The 20,864-nt window shown below is 70.7% G+C and carries 21 protein-coding genes and 1 tRNA gene; 13 read left to right on the forward strand and 9 right to left on the reverse strand.

Annotation, left to right across the window (positions count from 1 at the left end; genetic code table 11):
* Positions 1–8: 8 nt before the first annotated feature.
* The 3 genes from OG361_RS21960 (at position 9) to OG361_RS21970 (ending at position 2,796) form a co-directional block, all read left to right on the forward strand.
* The gene (locus tag OG361_RS21960) at positions 9–767 is read left to right on the forward strand and encodes a phosphoglyceromutase (protein WP_405856001.1); all 759 of its coding nucleotides are present in this window, start codon (positions 9–11) and stop codon (positions 765–767) included.
* Between the two features lie 787 nt (positions 768–1,554).
* On the forward strand, positions 1,555–2,247 hold the full coding sequence (locus tag OG361_RS21965; protein WP_405856003.1) for a hypothetical protein: 693 nt from the start codon (positions 1,555–1,557) through the stop codon (positions 2,245–2,247).
* 198 nt (positions 2,248–2,445) lie between these two features.
* Complete coding sequence (locus tag OG361_RS21970; protein ID WP_405856005.1) at positions 2,446–2,796, forward strand: hypothetical protein; 351 nt, start codon at positions 2,446–2,448, stop codon at positions 2,794–2,796.
* 99 nt (positions 2,797–2,895) lie between these two features.
* Here the strand turns inward: OG361_RS21970 and OG361_RS21975 are convergent, their stop codons facing one another.
* Positions 2,896–3,441, reverse strand: coding sequence for a hypothetical protein (locus tag OG361_RS21975; RefSeq protein WP_405856007.1), 546 nt, complete (start codon positions 3,439–3,441; stop codon positions 2,896–2,898).
* A gap of 67 nt (positions 3,442–3,508) precedes the next feature.
* Between OG361_RS21975 and OG361_RS21980 the strand changes: the two genes are divergently transcribed.
* Positions 3,509–3,976: a GNAT family N-acetyltransferase gene (locus tag OG361_RS21980; protein WP_405856009.1), complete on the forward strand. Its 468-nt coding sequence runs from the start codon at positions 3,509–3,511 to the stop codon at positions 3,974–3,976.
* Positions 3,977–4,076: 100 nt separating this feature from the next.
* On the opposite strand, the gene OG361_RS21985 is transcribed toward OG361_RS21980, so the two are convergent.
* Entirely contained in the window at positions 4,077–4,229 is a 153-nt protein-coding gene (locus OG361_RS21985; RefSeq protein ID WP_384569892.1) for a hypothetical protein, read from the reverse strand.
* Positions 4,230–4,430: 201 nt separating this feature from the next.
* The gene (gene phoU / locus OG361_RS21990) at positions 4,431–5,111 is read right to left on the reverse strand and encodes a phosphate signaling complex protein PhoU (RefSeq protein ID WP_033203724.1); all 681 of its coding nucleotides are present in this window, start codon (positions 5,109–5,111) and stop codon (positions 4,431–4,433) included.
* A 265-nt stretch (positions 5,112–5,376) separates the two neighbouring features.
* Here phoU and OG361_RS21995 point away from each other — a divergent pair, with 265 nt between their 5' ends.
* On the forward strand, positions 5,377–6,606 hold the full coding sequence (locus OG361_RS21995; protein WP_405856011.1) for a sensor histidine kinase: 1,230 nt from the start codon (positions 5,377–5,379) through the stop codon (positions 6,604–6,606).
* Positions 6,603–7,283, forward strand: a complete 681-nt coding sequence (locus OG361_RS22000; RefSeq protein ID WP_017242433.1) for a response regulator transcription factor — start codon at positions 6,603–6,605, stop codon at positions 7,281–7,283. The genes OG361_RS21995 and OG361_RS22000 overlap by 4 nt, the downstream gene beginning before the upstream one ends.
* 143 nt (positions 7,284–7,426) lie before the next feature.
* Here the strand turns inward: OG361_RS22000 and OG361_RS22005 are convergent, their stop codons facing one another.
* On the reverse strand, positions 7,427–8,062 hold the full coding sequence (locus tag OG361_RS22005; RefSeq protein WP_405856014.1) for a DUF461 domain-containing protein: 636 nt from the start codon (positions 8,060–8,062) through the stop codon (positions 7,427–7,429).
* A gap of 832 nt (positions 8,063–8,894) precedes the next feature.
* Between OG361_RS22005 and OG361_RS22010 the strand changes: the two genes are divergently transcribed.
* The 5 genes from OG361_RS22010 to rlmB all read left to right on the forward strand — a co-directional run bounded on the left by OG361_RS22010 (position 8,895) and on the right by rlmB (position 13,566).
* Positions 8,895–9,377, forward strand: a complete 483-nt coding sequence (locus OG361_RS22010) for a CarD family transcriptional regulator (RefSeq protein ID WP_003953493.1) — start codon at positions 8,895–8,897, stop codon at positions 9,375–9,377.
* Between the two features lie 392 nt (positions 9,378–9,769).
* Complete coding sequence (gene ispD / locus OG361_RS22015) at positions 9,770–10,519, forward strand: 2-C-methyl-D-erythritol 4-phosphate cytidylyltransferase (protein ID WP_405856016.1); 750 nt, start codon at positions 9,770–9,772, stop codon at positions 10,517–10,519.
* Positions 10,509–11,018 carry a 2-C-methyl-D-erythritol 2,4-cyclodiphosphate synthase gene (gene ispF, locus OG361_RS22020; protein WP_384569880.1) on the forward strand — a complete coding sequence of 170 codons (510 nt, stop codon included), beginning with the start codon at positions 10,509–10,511 and terminating at the stop codon, positions 11,016–11,018. The genes ispD and ispF overlap by 11 nt, the downstream gene beginning before the upstream one ends.
* A 102-nt stretch (positions 11,019–11,120) precedes the next feature.
* Positions 11,121–12,521 carry a cysteine--tRNA ligase gene (gene cysS, locus OG361_RS22025; RefSeq protein ID WP_405856018.1) on the forward strand — a complete coding sequence of 467 codons (1,401 nt, stop codon included), beginning with the start codon at positions 11,121–11,123 and terminating at the stop codon, positions 12,519–12,521.
* A gap of 88 nt (positions 12,522–12,609) precedes the next feature.
* On the forward strand, positions 12,610–13,566 hold the full coding sequence (rlmB, locus tag OG361_RS22030; protein ID WP_405856020.1) for a 23S rRNA (guanosine(2251)-2'-O)-methyltransferase RlmB: 957 nt from the start codon (positions 12,610–12,612) through the stop codon (positions 13,564–13,566).
* A 42-nt stretch (positions 13,567–13,608) separates the two neighbouring features.
* Here rlmB and OG361_RS22035 read toward each other — a convergent pair whose 3' ends face one another.
* Together OG361_RS22035 and OG361_RS22040 are read right to left on the reverse strand one after the other, a co-directional pair.
* Positions 13,609–14,241: an NUDIX hydrolase gene (locus tag OG361_RS22035; RefSeq protein WP_405856022.1), complete on the reverse strand. Its 633-nt coding sequence runs from the start codon at positions 14,239–14,241 to the stop codon at positions 13,609–13,611.
* Positions 14,242–14,289: 48 nt separating this feature from the next.
* Positions 14,290–15,936: a hypothetical protein gene (locus OG361_RS22040; RefSeq protein WP_405856024.1), complete on the reverse strand. Its 1,647-nt coding sequence runs from the start codon at positions 15,934–15,936 to the stop codon at positions 14,290–14,292.
* Positions 15,937–16,104: 168 nt separating this feature from the next.
* On the opposite strand from OG361_RS22040, the gene OG361_RS22045 reads away from it, so the two are divergent.
* A complete protein-coding gene (locus OG361_RS22045) occupies positions 16,105–17,766 on the forward strand; it encodes a DoxX family membrane protein (protein WP_405856026.1) in 1,662 nt (553 codons plus the stop codon).
* A gap of 111 nt (positions 17,767–17,877) precedes the next feature.
* Here the strand turns inward: OG361_RS22045 and OG361_RS22050 are convergent, their stop codons facing one another.
* The 3 genes from OG361_RS22050 to OG361_RS22060 all read right to left on the reverse strand — a co-directional run bounded on the left by OG361_RS22050 (position 17,878) and on the right by OG361_RS22060 (position 20,453).
* Positions 17,878–18,594, reverse strand: a complete 717-nt coding sequence (locus OG361_RS22050; protein WP_405856028.1) for an NDP-sugar synthase — start codon at positions 18,592–18,594, stop codon at positions 17,878–17,880.
* A gap of 52 nt (positions 18,595–18,646) precedes the next feature.
* Complete coding sequence (locus tag OG361_RS22055) at positions 18,647–19,057, reverse strand: hypothetical protein (protein ID WP_384569858.1); 411 nt, start codon at positions 19,055–19,057, stop codon at positions 18,647–18,649.
* Between the two features lie 298 nt (positions 19,058–19,355).
* Positions 19,356–20,453: an ABC transporter ATP-binding protein gene (locus OG361_RS22060; RefSeq protein WP_405856030.1), complete on the reverse strand. Its 1,098-nt coding sequence runs from the start codon at positions 20,451–20,453 to the stop codon at positions 19,356–19,358.
* 182 nt (positions 20,454–20,635) lie between these two features.
* Between OG361_RS22060 and OG361_RS22065 the strand changes: the two genes are divergently transcribed.
* Positions 20,636–20,709: transfer RNA gene (locus tag OG361_RS22065), tRNA-Thr, on the forward strand.
* Positions 20,710–20,864 lie beyond the last annotated feature (155 nt).

Genomic DNA, 20,864 nt, shown 5'->3' on the forward strand with positions numbered 1-20,864 from the left:
TCGTACGCATGGCCGACGCACCGTACAAGTTGATCCTCCTCCGTCACGGCGAGAGCGAGTGGAACGAGAAGAATCTGTTCACCGGTTGGGTGGACGTGAACCTCACCGCGAAGGGCGAGAAGGAGGCGACGCGCGGCGGTGAGCTGCTCAAGGACGCCGGCCTGCTGCCCGACGTACTGCACACCTCCCTCCAGAAGCGCGCCATCCGCACGGCGCAGCTCGCGCTGGAGTCCGCGGACCGTCACTGGATCCCGGTCCACCGCTCGTGGCGTCTGAACGAGCGCCACTACGGCGCCCTCCAGGGCAAGGACAAGGCCCAGACGCTCGCCGAGTTCGGCGAGGAGCAGTTCATGCTGTGGCGCCGCTCGTACGACACCCCGCCGCCGGCGCTCGCCGACGACAACGAGTACTCGCAGGCGCACGACGCGCGCTACGCGACGATCCCGCCGGAGCTGCGCCCGCAGACCGAGTGCCTCAAGGACGTCGTCGACCGGATGCTCCCGTACTGGTACGACGCGATCGTCCCGGACCTCCTGACCGGCCGCACGGTCCTGGTCGCGGCCCACGGCAACAGCCTCCGCGCCCTGGTCAAGCACCTGGACGGCGTCTCGGACGCGGACATCGCGGGCCTCAACATCCCGACGGGCATCCCCCTGTCCTACGAGCTCGACGAGAACTTCAAGCCCCTCAACCCGGGCGGCACCTACCTCGACCCGGACGCCGCGGCGGCGGCGATCGAGGCCGTGAAGAACCAGGGCAAGAAGTAACCCTTCAGCCCTGACCCACGACAGAGCCCCCTCCCTGCCGGTCTCCCGGCGGGAAGGGGGCTTCTTCATGCCGTGGGGCCGTCCGTGGGCCGGCACGACGACGGGTCCACGCGATGGTTGATGGGGCTCTTTGAGAACGGCCCCCGGTTCCTCGGTTCCCCGGTTCCTCGGTTCCTCGGTGACGGGGAGCGTATGCGCCCTGAAGACGGCAGCCACGGCTTTCGGGTGCGCTCCCGGCTGCTCGGCATGAGGTGGGCGTACACCCGCAGGGTGCGGGGGAACGCCGGCGATACGATCGGCGGATGTCTCCAGAGGAACCCGGAGTCGTCTGGTCCCTGCAAGGGTTCAGCAAGGCGGACGAATTCCTGCGTACCGAATTTCCCATCAGCCGCGAGCAGATTCTGCGGCTTCGGGAAGTGATCAAGCCGGATGCAGACGACCCCTGGATGTTCCTCGGCTACGACGTACCCCGTCGAGATGTGGCCGTCACCGCGGCGAGTGGTCCTCCTACGAGGTGCAGAAGCGCCAGGCGAAGAAGAAGCAGAAGTAGTCCGGCCTCCGAGCCGGAAGAGGGGTGAGTTGCTCTCGATTCCGGACCGATCCCTGACGCACCATGAGGCCCTCTGTTCCCGGGCGTCCCTGGGTGTTCCGGGGTGTCCTGGGGGTGTTCTGGCGGTGTACCGGGTCTGTGACATCGCGGCCCTCGGTACTGCGTCGCGGGCGCGGCCGTTGCTACGTTCCGGTCGGGGGCGGCCCGGTGGGTCGCCCGGAACAGGGGGAGTCCCGGATGAACGTCGATCGCCTCAGACCCGCCGTCCTCGCGCTGGCCGCCGTCGCCCTCGCCGCCGCGCTCACCGGCTGCCAGGAGGGCGGTTCCGCCGCCGGGGCCGCCGCGCCGAGCACGGACGCCGCGACCGTCGAGCCGGGCTCGCCCGGGGCCGCCGGGTCCACCACCGAGCCGGCCGGGGAGCCCACGGCCGAGCCTTCCGCCGAGCCGCCGGCCGCGTCCTCCACCGCACCGGCCGTCAAGCCTTCGGTCAAGCCCACCGCCAAGCCCACCTCCAAGCCCACCGGGAAGAAGTCCGGCGCGTCCGAGACGGCTCCGGCCGGCTGCGTCGACGCGCCGCCGAGTCCCGATGACGTCGACCCCGACGAGATCGCCCTGTACCGCATCGAGGAACTCGACGGCAGCACCGGGAAGGTCAACCTCGTCCTGCAGCACGGGGCCTGGGGCTGCGGCGCGAAGGACACCGACGGCGCCCCCTTCGTCGGCACCGGCGAGGAGAGCCGCTGGGCCCTCGACCAGGCGGCGTACGTCACCGTCACCACCCCGATCGTCGAGAGCACCGAGAACCAGCGGATCGGCGTGCAGGAGCTGATCGACTGGATCGACGCGCATCCGGACTCGGGCCTGGTCTTCCGGTACACGACCGGTGACGACGGGGCGATCCACCGGCTGGAGCAGGTCTTCACCCCGTGAGCCGCCCCGCTTGTCAGCCCCCTCGCCCGCCCGCTCGTCCGCCGCGCTCGTCCGCCGCGCTCGTCCGCCCCGCTCGGCCGGACGAGTCGGCCGGACGGGTGAGGGCGAAACCTTACGGCTCGGGGGTGGCGCATACGGGGCGGGTGGCGCGGTAGATGTGCCGGTGACCCCCTCCGTACTCACGAAACGAGAGTCCTCGTGCGTCTCCGGCACTCCGTCGCCGCCGCTTGCGGCGCCCTTGCCCTCACCGCCGCCCTGGCCACGCCCGCCCACGCCGCCACCGGCGACTTCGGCTACCGGTTCGTCGGTGTGAGCGGGGATCCGCAGGCCGTCACCCTGCACGATCCGGCGAGCGGTGAGTGCGTCACGCTCGCGGAGGCCGCCGACCCGAACGCATCCGAGCCCGCCTTCGCTCCGCACAACGACACGGACGCGTTCGCGATCGTCTTCACCGAGCCCGACTGCACGGGCGACTCGTGGACCCTCCGCCCCCACGGCCGTCCCGCCACGGACCTCCTCAAGCTCCGCTCGGTGGTCTTCCTCCGCTAGCGGCGGTGTGAATTCCGGCCCCCTGACCCGTTGTCGACCGGCGGGCGGGGGGCCGTCGCACTGTCCGCCTGTCCGCCTGTCCGCCGGTCCGTCTGCCCGTCAGAAGTCGTCGCAGGCGTGGGCACGGAAGTCGGCGAGGGTCGTCGTGCGGACCTCGTCGCCATACGTGTAACTGACCTGGTCCGGGGTGAGTTTCTTCAGGTCCGCCAGGGTGAAGGAGTGGCTTTCCGTCGCCCAGGAGTTGTCGTTCGTCGCGCCCGACACGGTGTAGAGCTGACCGGGCTTCAGGGGGTGCGGGGGCGCGTCGGGGGTCCAGAAGTTGGTGGCGGTGTCGAAGCCGGGCGGGGTGGTCAGGGGCCAGGTCGAGAAGCCGGTGACGGGTGTGGCCGATGTCCAGTAGTCCGTGTACTCCGGTTCCTCGGCGTCCTCCGTGACGTCCGCGTCCGGGTCGGTGACCGGTTCGTCCGGGTAGAGCACCGCCGCGTCGATCTGGTCGTGGCACACCATGATCACGCCCAGCGGTTCCCCCTGTGCCGTCACCGTGACGCCCGCGACTCCCGCCAAAGGGACGCCGCAGCCGGCGAGTACGGGCACGGCGGGGAGCGTGACGGCGATGAGGATCACGCGGCGGAGCCAGGTCGTCATGGGGGCCATCGTGACCCGGACGGATATTCGGGGGCGTGGATCACGCGGAATCGTTACCGTCCAGGCCATGAGCACGTCACTCCGCCTGGAGAAGATCACCCCCGAGAACGTCGACGCCGCCCTCGACCTTCGAGTCCACCCCCATCAGGAGCACAACGTCGCCCCCGTCGTGCGCTCCCTCGCCGAGGCGTACGCCTTCGGGGAGGCCGCCTGGCCGCGGCTGATCTTCGACGGGGAGGAGCTGGTCGGCTTCCTGATGGCCTTCCTCGACATCCCGTGGAACGAGGAGAAGGACCCCGCCGACAGGCGCAGCGGACTCTGGCGCCTCAACATCGCCGCCGCGGGGCAGGGCAAGGGGTACGGGCGCTTCGCCGTCGAGGCGGTACGCGACGAGCTCCGGCGGCGCGGAGCCCGGCAGCTGTACGTCACCTGGGAGCCCGGCGAGAACGGGCCCGGCGAGTTCTACCGCCGGCTCGGCTTCCGTACGACCGGCGAGGTCAGCGGCGCCCAGACCGTCGGCGTACTCGACATATGAGGGCGTGACGAGGGCGTGATCAGGGACAGGGAGTAGGGAGTAGGGGAGTAGGGGTGGGGGTTCGCACCCGCCACCCCCCTGTCACCTGTCAGCTCACCTGTCAGCCCGAGCAGCCCCCGCACTGGCACGGTCCGCCCGACTGGCACCCGCAGCCGCAGCCCGAGCCGCAGCCGCAGGCACCGAGGACGGGCAGCAGCACCGGCCCGCTCGGGGCCTCCTGCCGGGGGTCGGTCGTCATAGGGGATTCGGCCATGAGGGTCCCTCCCTTTCGAGGCGCGCGTCGCCTCCCCTCATTGCATGCCCACTCGGACCGGCGCATCAACGGCGCATCGGTGCCCGTGCGCCCCGGGCCCGTCCTGCACCTGCCCTGCACTGCCCCGGGCCCGACCTGCCCGTCCAGCCCCCCTGCCCTGCCCTGTCAGGCCCCGTACGACGCCGATCCGCCGACGAATCCCTACGCGCCTTCCACCGGGGCGTCCGCCGCCTGCAGCTCGTCCGCGTGCTCACCCGTCACCAGGTACACGACACGCTTCGCCACCGACACCGCGTGGTCCGCGAACCGCTCGTAGTACCGGCCGAGCAGCGTCACGTCCACCGCCGTCTCGATGCCGTGCTTCCAGCGGTCGTCCATCAGGTGCTGGAACAGCGTCCGGTGCAGCAGGTCCATCTCGTCGTCGTCCTGCTCCAGCTGGAGCGCCAGGTCGACGTCCTTCGTGATGATGACCTCCGCGGCCTTCGCCATCAGGCGCTGCGCCAGCTGACCCATCTCCAGGATCGTGGCGTGCAGGTCCCGCGGCACCGCCGTGTCCGGGAACCGCAGCCGCGCCAGCTTCGCCACGTGCTGCGCCAGGTCGCCCGAGCGCTCCAGGTCCGCGCTCATGCGCAGCGAGGTCACCACGATCCGCAGATCCGTCGCCACCGGCTGCTGCCGGGCGAGCAGTGCTATCGCCCGCGCCTCCAGGTCGTGCTGGAGGTCGTCGACCTTCTGGTCCGCCGCGATCACGCTCTCCGCGAGCTTCAGGTCGGCGTCGAGCATCGCCGTGGTGGCGCGCCCGATCGCCGACCCGACGAGTCGGGCCATCTCGACCAGGCTCTCGCCGATCGAGTCCAGTTCCTCGTGGTACGCGTCCCGCATGGATGTCCCTCTCTACGCAAAGCTCCGGGGTCCGGGTGGGGCTTCGAACCCCCACGCTCCCACGTTCGGCCCCCTACGCGTCCGGCTCCACCCCCTCAAATGAACCGGCACTTTCCCCTAGGTGAACTCTGGGCGACTCACGCCACCGCGGCCGTCGGGGCAAATGAACCACCACCGTCTCCACGGTGAACTCTGGGCGACGACTGTTCGAGGAGCCACTCGGACGGCTGGGAGAGTGTCCGTGACCCCGCATAACCTTGAGGGCATGGACGTGAACGCGGCGGTTGCCGCATTGGCTGCGATCGCCGGCGTGTGCACCGGCGTGATCGCCATGCTGGCGTTCCGCTGGAGCGAGCGCGACCAGGCGCGGCCCACCCGAACCTCCCTGCACACCGACGCCGTGCTCCCGCCCGGCGTCGACACCGTGCTGTCCGTACTGCGTTCCTCCGCGGTCGTGCTCGACGAGAGCGACTCCGTGGTCAAGGCCAGTTCGGCGGCGTACGCCCTCGGCCTGGTCCGGGGCGGCAAGCTGGCGGTCGAGCCCATGCTCAACATGGCCCGCGACACGCGCCGCGACGGGGAGATACGGCAGGTCGAACTGGACCTGGCCCGGCGCGGCACCGGACGCGGCGAGGCCCTCGCCGTCTCCGCCCGGGTCGCCCCGCTGGGCTCGCGGCTCGTACTGCTCCTGGTCGAGGACCTCACCGAGGCCCGCCGTATCGAAGCGGTCCGGCGCGACTTCGTCGCCAACGTGAGCCATGAGCTCAAGACACCGACCGGAGCGCTCTCCCTGCTCTCCGAGGCGGTCATGGACGCCTCGGACGACCCCGAGGCGGTCACCCGCTTCGCCGGCCGCATGCAGATCGAGGCGACCCGCCTCACCAACCTCGTACAGGAGCTCATCGACCTCTCCCGCGTGCAGAACGACGATCCGCTGGAGGACTCCGAGCCGGTGTCCGTGGACGAGCTCGTCGCCGAGGCGATCGACCGCTCCCGGCACACCGCCTCCACCAAGCAGATCACCATGGTTTCCGGCGGAGCGGCCGACCTGCGAGTCTGGGGGAGCCGCGGCCAGCTCGCCGCGGCCCTCGGCAACCTCGTCGAGAACGCCGTCAACTACTCACCCGCCCACACCCGCGTCGGCATCGCGGCCCGCAAGATCGCCGCGCCCGGCGGCGACCTGATCGAGATAGCCGTCACCGACCAGGGCATCGGCATCCCCGACAAGGACAAGGAGCGCGTCTTCGAGCGCTTCTACAGGGTCGACCCGGCCCGCTCCCGTGCCACTGGCGGTACGGGTCTCGGCCTGGCCATCGTGAAGCACGTGGCCGCCTCGCACGGCGGGGAGGTCACCGTCTGGAGCACCGAGGGTCAGGGCTCCACCTTCACCCTGCGGCTGCCCGAGGCGGGCTCCGCACGGGACCGCCGACCCGTCTCCTCCCCCACCCCAGATCTCATGACCGAACCGCTCCCCGCCCCGGAGGTCCTTCCGTGACCCGAGTGCTTGTCGTCGAGGATGAGGAATCCTTCAGCGACGCCCTGTCGTACATGCTCCGCAAGGAGGGCTTCGAGGTCGCCGTGGCGGCGACCGGGCCCGACGGTCTCGACGAGTTCGAGCGCAACGGAGCCGACCTCGTTCTCCTCGACCTGATGCTTCCGGGGCTGCCCGGTACCGAGGTGTGCCGCCAGCTGCGCGGCCGCTCGAACGTCCCGGTGATCATGGTGACCGCCAAGGACAGCGAGATCGACAAGGTCGTCGGCCTGGAAATAGGAGCCGACGACTACGTGACGAAGCCCTTCTCCTCGCGGGAGCTGGTAGCCCGCATCCGCGCGGTGCTCCGCCGCCGCGGCGAGCCGGAGGAGGTCACGCCGGCGGCCCTGGAGGCCGGCCCGGTCCGCATGGACGTCGACCGCCACGTGGTGACGGTCTCGGGCGGCAAGGTCGACCTGCCGCTGAAGGAGTTCGACCTCCTGGAGATGCTGCTGCGCAACGCGGGCCGTGTGCTGACCCGTATGCAGCTCATCGACCGGGTCTGGGGCGCGGACTACGTCGGCGACACCAAGACCCTCGACGTCCACGTGAAGCGCCTCCGCGCCAAGATCGAGCCGGACCCGGGCGCGCCGCGCTACCTGGTGACGGTCCGCGGCCTGGGCTACAAGTTCGAGCCGTAGGCCGTGGGCCGTGGGCCGTGGGCCGTGAGCCATGAGCCATGAGTGAGCCACGAGCCGTAAGGCGTGAGCCGTGAACAGCACGCGGTACGCGTGAAGGGGCGCCCCCGAGTGGGGGCGCCCCTTCACGTGTGTTCCGGCCGCGGTCAGTGACCGGCGGTCGTCGCCTCGCCCGAGGGCTCGGCGCCGTGCTCGGCCGTGCCTTCGCCGCCGTGCTCGCCCTCGGCCGACGCCGAGGCCGTCGGAGTGGCCTCCGGGGGCGCCGGGACGATCGACGGGCCGAAGTCCTTGAAGTAGCTCGACGCCGGGACGACGAAGGCGGCAAGGCCCACGTCGCCGGTCTTGCTGAGCTTGAAGACGAGCTCCTGCGCGTCGCCCGTCTTGGTGGCCTCGGTGCCGTTCTCGATGACAGCGCTGGCGTTGCCCGCGCCGCCGATCACGACGGAGCCGAGCGCCGGGATGGTGATCGGGCCGGTGCCCTCGGCCGCCGCCAGCTTCACCGTCGCGGTCGTGCCCGGGAGGGTGATCGCGTCGAGGGTCTGCGACGTGCTGGCGTTGTTGAAGACGGTGGCCGAGACGACGGCCGGACCCTTCACGCCCTGGTGGGGCTGAGTGATGACGAGCGCGTTCTGGATCTTGACGTCGTCCACGGTGACGGCCGCGTTGTCGGGCCGGACGCCGAGCGTCTGCGCGTCGTTGCCCGCAGCACAGGCGGACAGCGCGGCGATCGAGAACACGATGGCAGTGGCGGCGAGGGCGCCGCGTCGAAGGCTGCGGCTCACGGCGGCGGCATCTCCTAGGACGAACGGACAGGCTTGAGGACTGAGGACCGGGTACTGAGGACTGGGCACTGGGGGCTGGGTACTAAGGACCAGCTAAAGGTGCGTCAGCGCGCTTAGGTTACCGAGCCGCACTCTCCGTCCCGCACCCGACCCGCCCCTAACCGGCCTCGCCCTTCCGGGGGTGGCCCCGGCATGACCTTCCGGGGTGGCCCCGGCATGACCTCCGGGGTGGTCCCCGGATGACCTCCGGGCCGGCCCCGGAGGGACCCACCGGCGACCTTCCGGGTGGAGCCGGAGTGACCGTCGAGCCGACCGTCGAGCCGGCCATCGCGGCGACCGCCACGGTGACCGTCCGTGTGACCTTCGGGCGCGCCCCGCCCACCGTCTCGATCGAGTCGGCATGGCTGGAACACGACTCATTGACCTGTTGTTCACATAAGCGCCTTGATCAATTCGGTGGCCGCCCCGCATTCCCCGGAGCCCGCCCCGGGAAATCCCGCACCGCCGTCGGCCTGATCAATTCGGGAATCACCTCGGCATGCATCCGTACGGGTGACCGATCCTCGAACGGAGTACGTGGAGAAGGCCGCTCCGAACCCGACAAACCGGGACATCGGCCCACTGTGGAGGGGGTCCAGGTAGGTGTAACGTGCGCGTTTCTCTCCGTCCGTACAGCCGCTCCGACCTGCGAATACCGCCTTCCGGAAGCCCTCCGCAGCACGTTCGTGATGCTGTTGTCAAGCCCCGAGATATGCTCTGACCTGCGAAAACGCCATTCAGAAGAAGCCGTATCCGTGTTACCCTGGATAGCCACGGAAGGGGTACCTGTCACATGACGTTCAAGGTTGGCGACACCGTGGTCTATCCCCATCACGGGGCCGCGCTGATCGAGGCCATCGAAACTCGCCAGATCAAAGGCGTGGACAAGACCTACTTGGTGCTCAAGGTCGCGCAGGGTGACCTGACGGTTCGCGTACCGGCGGACAATGCGGAGTTCGTCGGAGTTCGCGACGTAGTCGGTCAGGACGGGCTGGACCGGGTCTTCGAGGTGCTGCGCGCGCCGTACGCCGAAGAGCCGACGAACTGGTCTCGTCGCTACAAGGCAAATCTCGAGAAGCTCGCCTCCGGCGATGTCATCAAGGTCGCCGAAGTAGTCCGCGACCTGTGGCGCCGGGAGCGCGAGCGCGGGCTCTCCGCAGGTGAGAAGCGGATGCTTGCCAAGGCTCGGCAGATCCTGGTGAGCGAGCTGGCCCTCGCGGAGAACACGAACGAGGACAAGGCCGAGGCTCTCCTCGACGAGGTCCTCGCGTCCTGAGCGAGCGCGCTCTGAATCGTTCCGAGCGAACCGTTCCGATCTTTCTGGACGGTTCGTTTCGAACGATTCGTCATGAGCGTGTCTCCAAGTGAAGCGATGCCGCGGTGCCCGCTGGCGCGCTGTGAACCACACAGCGCTGTCGTCGGGCGCTGCGGCATGTTCGCGTACGTATGCGGAGCGTACGCGCGACCGCACGCACACGGCCGACGAGCCTGTGTGCACCGCTGAAGAAACCCGCACCCCCTAGTACGCACCAGTACGTTCGAACCCCTGTGCTTACGCGGCAACGCCTCGACCGTCGTCACGGAAAGGGCCCGGTCAAGGCGTCGCGTCCGGCACGGTGAGGCCATACCCATGTCGGCCGCGGAAACAAACCTGCCGGAGTGCAACCGATGTCAGACGAAGCGCGTCCTCCTCGTACCGCTGTGGTGATCCCGGCGGCCGGACGGGGCGTACGCCTCGGCCCGGGCGCCCCCAAGGCGCTGCGCGCGCTGAGCGGCACCCCCATGCTCATCCACGCCGTCCGCGCCATGGCCGCCTCCCGCGCGGTCTCGCTCGTCGTCGTGGTCGCACCCCCCGACGGCGCCGCCGAGGTCAAGAACCTCCTCGACGCCCATGCCCTCCCCGAGCGGACGGACTACCTCGTCGTCCCCGGCGGCGAGACGCGTCAGGAGTCCGTGCACCTCGGGCTTCAGGCGCTGCCCGAGGGCATCACCACCGTCCTCGTCCACGACGCGGCCCGCCCCCTGGTCCCCGTCGACACCGTGGACGCCGTCATCGAGGCCGTACGGGACGGGGCCGTCGCCGTCGTTCCCGCGCTGCCCGTCGCGGACACCGTCAAGGAGGTCGAGCCGGCCGAGAAGCCCGGCGACCCCGAGCAGGTCGTCGCCACGCCGGTCCGCTCCCGCCTCCGCGCCGTCCAGACGCCGCAGGGCTTCGACCACGACACCCTGGTCAACGCCCACGCCACCATCGCCCTCACCGGCGAGGGCGCCACCGACGACGCCGGCATGGTCGAGAGGCTCGGCGCGCCCGTCGTCGTCGTGCCCGGCCACGAGGAGGCGTTCAAGGTGACCCGTCCGCTCGACCTCGTCCTCGCCGAGGCCGTACTCGCCCGCAGGAGGGCCAACGATGGCTTCTGAGCCGCTGCATCTTCCCCGTACCGGCATCGGCACGGACGTCCACGCCTTCGAGAAGGGCCGCGAGCTCTGGTGCGCGGGCCTCCTCTGGGAGGGCTCCGACAGCGACGGGTACGGCCTCGCCGGGCACTCCGACGGTGACGTCGCCGCCCACGCCGCCTGCGACGCCCTCTTCTCCGCCGCCGGCGTCGGCGACCTCGGCGCCCACTTCGGCACCTCGCGCCCCGAGTGGTCCGGCGCCTCCGGCGTCACCCTCCTCGCCGAGGCCGCCCGGATCGTCCGTGCCGAGGGGTACGAGATCGGCAACATCGCCGTACAGGTCGTCGGCGTCCGCCCCAAGATCGGCAAGCGCCGAGACGAGGCGCAGAAGGCGCTCAGCGAGGCGGCCGGCGCACCCGTCTCCGTCTCCGGAACGACCACCGACGGGCTCGGACTCACCGGCCGTGCCGAAGGTCTCGCCGCCCTCGCGACCGCCCTCGTCTACCCGGTGGACGGCAGGTAGGCGCCGGTCTCGGGCCGGGTAAGCACCGGTACCGGTGAAAAACGGCCTCCGCGACCGGGAATAGGTCGCGGGGCACTACCACACGCCCACTACCCTGGAGTGGTGACTATTCGCCTGTACGACACCAGCGCCCGGCAGATCCGTGACTTCACCCCGATCACACCGGGCTGTGTCTCGATCTACCTCTGTGGCGCGACCGTGCAGGCCGCCCCGCACATCGGCCACATCCGGTCGGGGCTGAACTTCGACATCATGCGCCGCTGGTTCGCGTACCGCGGCTACGACGTCACGTTCATCCGCAACGTCACCGACATCGACGACAAGATCATCGCCAAGGGCGCGGACCAGGGCCGCGCCTGGTGGTCGATCGGGTACGAGAACGAGCGCGCGTTCAACGCCGGTTACGACGCGCTCGGCTGCCTGCCGCCCACCTACGAGCCCCGCGCCACCGGGCACGTCCCCGAGATGATCGAGATGATGCGCGGCCTCATCGAGCGCGGTCACGCGTACGAGGCCGACGGCAGCGTCTACTTCGACGTGCGCTCGTTCCCGGGCTACCTGGAGCTGTCGAACCAGGACATCGACGACCTCCGGCAGCCCAGCGAGGACGGCATCACCGGCAAGCGCGACCCGCGCGACTTCGCGATGTGGAAGGCGACCAAGCCGGGCGAGCCCGACTGGGAGACCCCGTGGGGCCGCGGCCGTCCCGGCTGGCACCTGGAGTGCTCGGCCATGGCCCACAAGTACCTGGGCTCCGCCTTCGACATCCACGGCGGCGGCCTCGACCTGATCTTCCCGCACCACGAGAACGAGATCGCCCAGGCCAAGGCCTTCGGCGACGACTTCGCGCGGTACTGGGTGCACAACGCCTGGGTCACCATGGCCGGCGAGAAGATGTCGAAGTCGCTCGGCAACAGCGTGCTGGTGTCGGAGATGGTCAAGAACTGGCGTCCCATCGTCCTCCGCTACTACCTGGGCACCCCGCACTACCGCTCGATGATCGAGTACAGCGAGGAGTCCCTGCGCGAGGCCGAGTCGGCGTTCGCCCGTATCGAGGGCTTCGTCCAGCGCGCCACCGAGAAGGCCGGGGCGCCCGTCGCCCCCGCCGCCGAGGTGCCGCCGGCCTTCGCCGAGGCCATGGACGACGACCTGGGCGTGCCGCACGCGCTCGCGATCATCCACACCACCGTCCGCCAGGGCAACAGCGCCCTCGCCGCGGACGACAAGGACGAGGCCATCGCCCGCCTCGCCGAGGTCCGCGCCATGCTCGGCGTCCTCGGCCTGGACCCGCTCGACCCGCACTGGGCCGAGGAGTCCGGTGGCGGCGAAGAGCTCCACGGCGTCGTCGACACCCTCGTACGGCTCGTGCTCCAGCAGCGCGAGTCGGCCCGCGAGCGGAAGGACTGGGCGACCGCGGACGCGATCCGCGATCAGCTGAGCCAGTCCGGCCTCGCCATCGAGGACAGCCCCGACGGCCCCCGCTGGACGCTGGGCAACCGTTAGAAGACGTGCCGCTCGGACGACCGGGCGGCACACTTCAGTTACAGACTTACGCGCTCACGCACGTACGCAGCAGAGGAAACAGGTAGTCATGGCCGGGAACAGCCAGCGCAGGAACCGTCGCACGTCCAACAAGAAGGGTGCGACGGTCGGCAGCGGTGGCCAGCGGCGCAAGGGCCTCGAAGGCAAGGGCCCGACGCCCAAGGCCGAGAACCGCAAGGGCCACAAGGCGTTCCGCGTCACCAACGCGATGGCCCGGCAGGCGGCCAAGCGCAAGCCCGTCGCGCGCCGCGGCGGCAAGGGGACGTCCGAGATGGTCGTCGGCCGCAACCCGGTCTTCGAGGCCCTGCGCGACGGGGTGCCCGCCACGACCCTGTACGTGCAGCAGTTCATCGACAACGACGAGCGCGTGCGCGAGGCCCTGAACCTCGCCACCGGCCGCGGCAACATCCACATCATGGAGGCGCCGCGCCCCGAGCTCGACCGGATGACGAACGGCCTGAACCACCAGGGCCTCGTCCTCCAGGTCCCGCCGTACGAGTACGCGCACCCCGAGGACCTCGCCGCGACCGCGTACGACCACCACGAGGACCCGCTGATCGTCGCCCTCGACGGCATCACCGACCCGCGCAACCTCGGCGCCGTCGTCCGCTCCGTCGCGGCCTTCGGCGGTCACGGTGTGGTCGTGCCCGAGCGGCGCGCCGCCGGCATGACCGCCGGTGCGTGGAAGACCTCGGCCGGCACCGCCGCCCGTACCCCGGTCGCCCGCGCCACCAACCTGACGCGCTGCCTGGAGCAGTACCAGAAGGCCGGTGTCACGGTCGTCGGCCTCGCCGCCGACGGTGACCGAGACGTCCACGAGCTGGAGGAGCTGGGCGGCCCGGTCGTCATCGTCGTCGGCTCCGAGGGCAAGGGCCTGTCCCGCCTGGTCGGCGAGACCTGCGACTTCCTCGTCCGCATCCCGATGCCGGGCGGCGCCGAGTCGCTCAACGCCGGTGTCGCCGCCGGTGTCGTGCTGTACGAGGCGGCCCGCCGCCGCATGGCGTAACGCCCCACGGCGTCAGCCGACCCGCTGTACCCCGCGCCCGCCTCAGGCCGTCAGGCCTGCCAGGCGGGCGCGGGTCATGGCGGCGATGGTGAAACCGTCCGTGATCCGCCCGTCGGCGATCATGGACTCGGCCTCCGCGAACGGCAGCGTCAGCACGCCGCGGATGCCCTCGGCGACCTCAAGGCTCCCCACCGAGTCGATCCGGGCCGCGAACAGCAGCACCCGGTCGCCGGTCAGCCCCGAATCGGGGTGCAGGGAACCGAGCGGGAGCAGTTCCCGGACCCGCGCCCCGATCTCCTCCTCCAGCTCCTTGGCCGCGTTCGCCTCGCCCGTGAGCCCCGCCGTGCCGAAGCCGCGGGGGATCTCCCAGTGCCAGGACCGCGTGGCATGCCGGTAGTGCTCGATCAGCACGATCCGGTCGCCCAGGAGCGGCAGGATCGCACTCCCCGGGGCGCCGGCCGCGCTCACCGAGCGGATGTACGTACCGGTACGGCCGTCGGGGAAGCGCACCGCGTCCCGTACGAGCAGCATGTACGGGTCCTGGTACACCACCCCGCCGGCGGCCTCGACGGAGGCCGGGTCCGTCAGGATCTCGATCCCGCCCGGCTCGTTGCGGAACAACTCCGGCCGCTCGCCGCGCAGCAGGTCGTACCGCCGCACCGGGTCCCCGTTCATGGTCTTTCCCCTTCGGATCCTGCGGGCGCGCCGGACACGTGCTTGCCGCTAGCTGTTCCGGGCCTGCTGGTCGGCCTGACCACCCTGACGGGGAGCCTGCCCGGTCTCGACGACGGGACCGCCGTACACGGCCAGGATGGTCTCCCAGTCCTTCTTCAGGTTGCCCAGCCGGAGCGTCGGCAATGTCAGCGAGTGTCCGAGGCCGGAGCGCCGGTTCCGGGCGGCCTTGTCCCAGAACTCCAGGCGGACGCTCAGCGCCCCGCCCACCGCCGTCAGCATCTGCACCGTGCCCGAGATCAGGGACACCTCCTCGCCGCTCGCGATCTGGAGCGCCACCCCACCCGACTCGAGCACCAGCATCGTGGTGATCTCCCGGGCGAAGCCCTGGCCCGAGCGGCTGGCCCGGCGCGCCGTCCTCAGCATGCGGGCGTGGTCCCGGGCGATCGTGGCCGTGCGCTCCGAGAACTCGTCCGGATCCGGGATGCGTCCGCCCCGGAAGCTGTCGTGGAGGAACGCGTCCAGCGATGCCACGTACGCGTTCCACTCGCCGGTCTCCCGCAGGGTGATGATGTCGGCGAGCGACAGACCGGCGTACGAGTTGGGGCCGTCGACCGCCCGGTGCAGGGAATCGGCGACCAGGTTCCGGATCAGCAGGCCGACCGCCTCCGGGTCCTGCGTCCGGGGCGAGACGTCTTCCTGGAGCGTGCGGCGCGGGGGCGAGCCCGGCGGCGTCAGTGCGACGAGCCCGCTCGCATCGGGCAGCCCCACGTTGTACATGAGGTCGATCAGCTGCTTCGTCGGCACGATCTCGGCGCCGTCCCGCAGCAGGCCGAGGTGAGGATCGGTGCCAGGGCGCGTGAGGAACTCCTGGTAGACCGCGTCTCGGGTGATGTTGGCCGTGTGGTCCTGGGAGCCCGCCCAGGTGAGGATGGACTGCAGGATGCCGCTGCCCATGGAGGTGGCCAGCTCCACCGGAATCCCGAGGTCGTTCGCGAGCTCCTGGGGGTTCAGCCACTTCAGCCCGGGCAGCTGCCGGGTGAAGCGCCGGCCCATGCGCTCGGTGACCGCCCGGTTCGCCTCCTCGTCCCAGTCCAGACGCACGAGACCCGGGTCGGACTCCTCCGTGATCAGCCGCCGCCAGGCACGCCCGGCGACCACGTCGTGCGCGAAGGCGAAGTCCTCGGTGCCGTCCCGCTCCCTGAGCAGGTACGGGACGATCGCACGGTCGTTCAGGAGCTGCGCGAACGCCTTGCGGTCGGCCGGCTCCGCCTGCGGGACGAAGTTCGCGTACAGGGCCTCGTTGTTGACGAAGAAGGCCCGGTTGACCACCAGGGTCCCGCTGTTGACGAGTGAGCGGCGCAGCTCGGCGGAGGCGGCGGCGACGGCTCCGGGCGCCTTCCTCGGAGCGTTCGTCTCCTGCCGGCCCTCGGCCAGCTCCGTCGGGAGCCACTTGTTGTCGAGGGCCTGGGCCATGACCGGGTAATGGGTCAGGTCCGAGAAGACGAGCTGGTTGTCCCGCCGCACCGGCTGCGGAGCCGGTCCCGGAGCCGGTCCCGCTGGTCCCGGAGCCTGTCCCGCCGGTTCCGGATCCGCTCTCGTCGGCCTCGCCGGTTCCAGGTCCCGCTGCCGCGGGACCTGTTCCGGAGTCGCCGGATCGGTGTGACCGTCCGGGCCGTGCTGAATAGGGCTGGCCATGCTGTCGCTCCCCTCGACTCGCATCACGCGGCCCTCAAAGTAAACTGACGGCCCGCCAGCGAACAAACGTTCCTCCGGGCGCCGCCTCCCCGGCGTCGTTGATCTTGACGGGTCTCGGACATTTGCGAGCTGTCAAGGCAGTGTCCTAAACCCAGATCACTCGGTTAGATGAGTGTGGACACCAGAACGCCCCGGCCGGGGTTCGACGATCAGCCCTCGCTGAGCATGGTCAAGGTGGATTCCGATCCCGCCCAGGTGATCGTGAACCACGCCAGCTTCCGTGTGCGGCTCGCGCCCGTCCAGACGCCGGCGTTCGCCGGAGGCCCGCGCGTCGCCGCCTTCTCCGGAGCGGGCGCGGCAGCCGGAGCGGGAGCCGTGGCGGGGGCGGGTGCCCCGCGCCGTCGCCCCGTCGTGTGGACCGGAAAGTCCGCACCGGGGGCGACCGGCCTCCTCCAGGCCGTACGCGAATCCTCCGTCTCCACGCTCGAACCGTCCGTGGGACACGCCGGACGCGCCGCACATGGTGGAGCGCTCGGCGGAAACGACGGCCACGGTGGCCTCGACGCGGGCGCCACCCAGGCCATCCCGCGCGTCGACGACACCATGCCCACCCCCGTCGTGCCCGCCGAGGCCGCCGGACCGCTGCTGCCGCCGATGCGCCGCGCCGAGGGCGCGTACGACGACGTGTACGAGCTCCGGCCGGAGACCCCCGGACCGTACGAGGGCGGCACCGCCGAAGGCCGCGCGGGCCGGCGCCAGGCGCACGACTCCGTCCGGCACGCCTACTACCCCGGCCGCCGGATGAACCTCGGCGTCGTCCTCCTCCCGCTCCGCGTCTTCCTCGGCTTCATCTCCATCTACGCGGGCATGGGCAAGCTCTGCGACCCCGTCTACTTCGACGGCGGCGAACGCGGCTCCATGGTGAAGTGGCTCAACTCGCTCCACCCGTGGGCCCTCGCCGAACCGCTCCGCGACTTCGCACTCCAGCACCCCGTCGGCGCCGGACTCACCGTCGCCTTCCTCCAGGTCGTCGTCGGCGTCCTCACCGTCCTCGGACTCTGGCAGCGCGTGGCCGCCGTCGTCGGCGCCCTGCTCTCCGCCGCGCTGATCCTCACCGTCAGCTGGAAGACCGTCCCGGTCTACGACTCCGCCGACATCATCTACCTGGCCGCCTGGTCCCCGCTGATCATCGCCGGCGCCCCCGTCTACTCCCTCGACGGCCGCCTCGCCGGAGAAGCCTGGCGCACCCTCGGCCCCCGCGCCGACCTCTGGGACCTCCGCCGCCGCGTCACCCGCCGCAGCACCCTCCTCGCCTCCGTCGTCGTCGGCCTCACCCTCCTCATCGGCTCCGTCCTCGGCGGCGCCGTCCGCTCCACCGAGATGGTCACCGTCCCCGGCCCCAACGACGACCCGATCAACCACCTCCCCGGCCGGCCGCTCCCCACCGAGCCGCCGCGCCGCGCCCCGTCCAGGAGCGCCTCCAGCGAGCCCGAGCCCGCCGCGACCTCCGCGACGACCGAGGCCGCCGCGGAGCGCAAGGAGACCGAGGAGGCGACCCGGCCGACCGAGACGACCCAGGAGTCGACCCGTACGCAGGAGCAGCGCCCGACGGCCACGCAGGGCAGCAGCACCGGCTCCACCACCAGCCGCCCGCCGACGCAGTCGAAGCCGGCGCCCCCGCCGTCCACCAGCGACGCCCCGACGAGCACCGGCGGCACGTCGAGCGGCGGCTCGACCGGGTCCACGGGCTCGACGGGCGGCAGCACCCCGACGGAGAGCGGCTCGACGACGGGCGGCGCGCGGAACCCGATCGGCGGCCTGCTGGGCTGAGGCCGAGGGGCGCGACACGTACGAGGAGGGCGGCACCGCACGGAAGCGGCGCCGCCCTCCTCGTACGTGCACGAGTTCCCGTCCCCGTACTCGGGCTCGTACTCCCCGGGGTCAGGCCCGCTGGGCGGCAAGCTCCTTGGCGGCCTCGGTGAGGTCCTTGGCCGTGTCGATGGCCCGCCAGTACGCCCCCTGGGGCAGCGGGAAGCCCGCCAGGCGCCGCTCACGGGCCAGCCGGGGGAAGGTGGTCCGCTCGTGGTCGCCGAGGTCCGGGAGGAGCTCGGTGAAGGCGGCGGAGAAGACGTACACGCCGGCGTTGATGAGGTACGGCGACGGCGGCGACTCGATGAAGTCGGTGATGTGCCCGAAGGTGTCGGTCTCGACGGCGCCCCAGGGGATGCGGGGGCGGGCGAGGGCCAGCGTCGCGACGGCGTCCCGCTCGTCGTGGAACGCGGCCATCTCGCGCAGCGAGAAGCGGGTCCAGATGTCGCCGTTGGTCGCGTACCAGGACCGGTCCGGCGCGGGCAGATGCGCGGCGGCGTACTTGAGGCCGCCACCGCGGCCCAGGGGCTCGGACTCGACGACCGTGGTCACCTTGAGGGGGAGGTCGGCGCTTTCGAGCCACTCCTGGAGGACCTCGGCGAGGTGGCCGCAGGAGACGACGGCGTCGGTCACGCCCTCGGCGGCGAGCCAGGAGAGCTGATGGCCGATGATCGGGGTCCCGGTGCCCGGGATCTCGACCATCGGCTTGGGGCGGTCGTCGGTGTAGGGGCGCAGCCGCGAGCCCTGGCCGCCCGCCAGGACCACGGCCTGCGTCGGATAGGTGTGCATACGGGGAACGATAGGCGCCCCGTACGCCCGAAGGCCGGATACGCGACGGTGCTCAGCTCGCGCGCATGACGCCGGTCGCGTACGAGGTGTCGCAGACCGGGCGGGAGAAGGACTGGGCGCGGGAGGGGCCGTAGTGCTCGACGGCGGCGCGGCCGAGGGCGCGGGCGATGGAGATGCAGTGCTTGGCGATCGAGGGCCGGTTCTCCACCTCGCGCTGGAGGTGCGTCAGGGCCGTGCCGGGGTCCTTCTCCTGAAGCTCTGCGAGGAGCTGGTCGCGGAGAATATCCTGCGGGGCACGGGACTTGGCGCGGACGGAGACCTCGGAGGAGGAGGCCGTCAGCTGGGTGGTGGAGTCCTGGCCGGCCCACGGAACGGCGGACACCGCGAGCGTTCCCGAGAGCACCAGGACGACGGGCAGGACGAGGGCGAGAGAGCGGCCGATTCGGCGGGCAGTGTGGGTCACGCAGGCGAGCGTAGCGGCCGGTAGTGATATGGCGACATTTAGTCACTCTCGCGGGGGATGGTTCGAGGCGGCTTTTCGAATTCCGTGTTGACGCGGGGCCTGGGGGCGGGCCCTGAATGCCGGGGTTTTCCGCGGTAAACCACGACTTGGACGTCTTAGGCGAACGGCCCCGCATCTGCAAGAGATGCGGGGCCGTTCTGCGAGGCTCTTCGAGTCAGGCTCTTCGCGCCAGGCTCTTCGCGCCAGGCTCTTCGCGCCAGGCTCTTCGAGTCAGACTCCTCGGGCCAGGCTCCTCGGGTCAGTCGCTGAGGCGCGCGCCCGTGGAGGTGGAGAAGACGTGCAGCTCGGCCGCGCGCGGGACGACGTGCAGCGTGGAGCCCTTGGAGGGCACGTCACGGCCGCCGACGCGGACGACCACGTCCTTGTCCTCGCCGCCGACGCGGGTGGAGCCGTAGATGAAGCCGTCCGAGCCGAGCTCCTCGACGACGTTGACCGTCACGGCCAGGCCCTGGTCGCTCTCCGAGCCCTGCACGTCGAAGTGCTCGGGGCGGATGCCGACGGTCACCGTGGTGTCGCCGTTGGCGGAGGCGGCGGCGATGGCGTCGCGGGAGACCGGGACGATGCTGTTGCCGAACTTCACGCCGCCGTCGGTGATCGGGACCTCGACCAGGTTCATGGCCGGGGAGCCGATGAAGCCGGCGACGAAGAGGTTGGCGGGACGGTCGTACATGTTGCGCGGGGAGTCGACCTGCTGGAGCAGACCGTCCTTCAGCACGGCGACGCGGTCGCCCATGGTGAGGGCCTCGGTCTGGTCGTGGGTGACGTAGACCGTGGTGATGCCCAGACGGCGCTGGAGACCGGCGATCTGCGTACGGGTCGAGACACGGAGCTTCGCGTCGAGGTTCGACAGCGGCTCGTCCATGAGGAAGACCTGCGGCTCACGCACGATGGCGCGACCCATGGCGACACGCTGACGCTGACCACCGGAGAGCGCCTTCGGCTTCCGGTCCAGGTACTCGGTGAGGTCGAGGATCTTCGCGGCCTCTTCGACCTTGGCGCGGATCTCGGCCTTGTTGACGCCGGCGATCTTGAGCGCGAAGCCCATGTTGTCGGCGACGGTCATGTGCGGGTACAGCGCGTAGTTCTGGAACACCATCGCGATGTCCCGGTCCTTCGGCGGCAGGTGCGTGACGTCGCGGTCACCGATGCGGATGGAGCCGGCGTTGACGTCCTCGAGACCCGCGAGCATGCGGAGGGAGGTCGACTTGCCACAGCCGGAGGGGCCGACGAGGACGAGGAACTCGCCGTCGGCGATCTCGATCTCGAGCTGGTCGACGGAGGGCTTGGTGGCACCGGGGTAGATCCGGGTCGCCTTGTCGAAAGTGACGGAAGCCATGGTGATGTGTCCCTTCACCGGCAGGAACGTGCCGGACGATCCGAGTAAAGGAAGGATTGAGGTCTAGTCCACCTGGGTGAACTGCAAGTGACGCTACCTGGCCGTGCCCGATCTGTCAGTACTCCAGAGGCCGTGAGATTTCCGACCGTCGTCCGGGCGGCGTTGGATACACTGCACTCGCTGCCTCCTTAGCTCAGCTGGCCAGAGCACCGCTCTTGTAAAGCGGGGGTCGTCGGTTCGAACCCGACAGGGGGCTCTGCGCTAGGCGTCGCTGACGTGGGATTTCTTCCCCAGGAGGCGCCCTGCACGGCCTCGGACTCCTCGTCCGGGGCCGTTTGCGTGCGCGGTGCGTGAGCGGACGGCGTGGCAGCACCCGGCGTTTCCTCCGAGAGACCGGCACGATCCGGCACG

Origin of the sequence: Streptomyces sp. NBC_00090, from assembly GCF_045160815.1 — a bacterium.
Classification (GTDB): domain Bacteria; phylum Actinomycetota; class Actinomycetes; order Streptomycetales; family Streptomycetaceae; genus Streptomyces.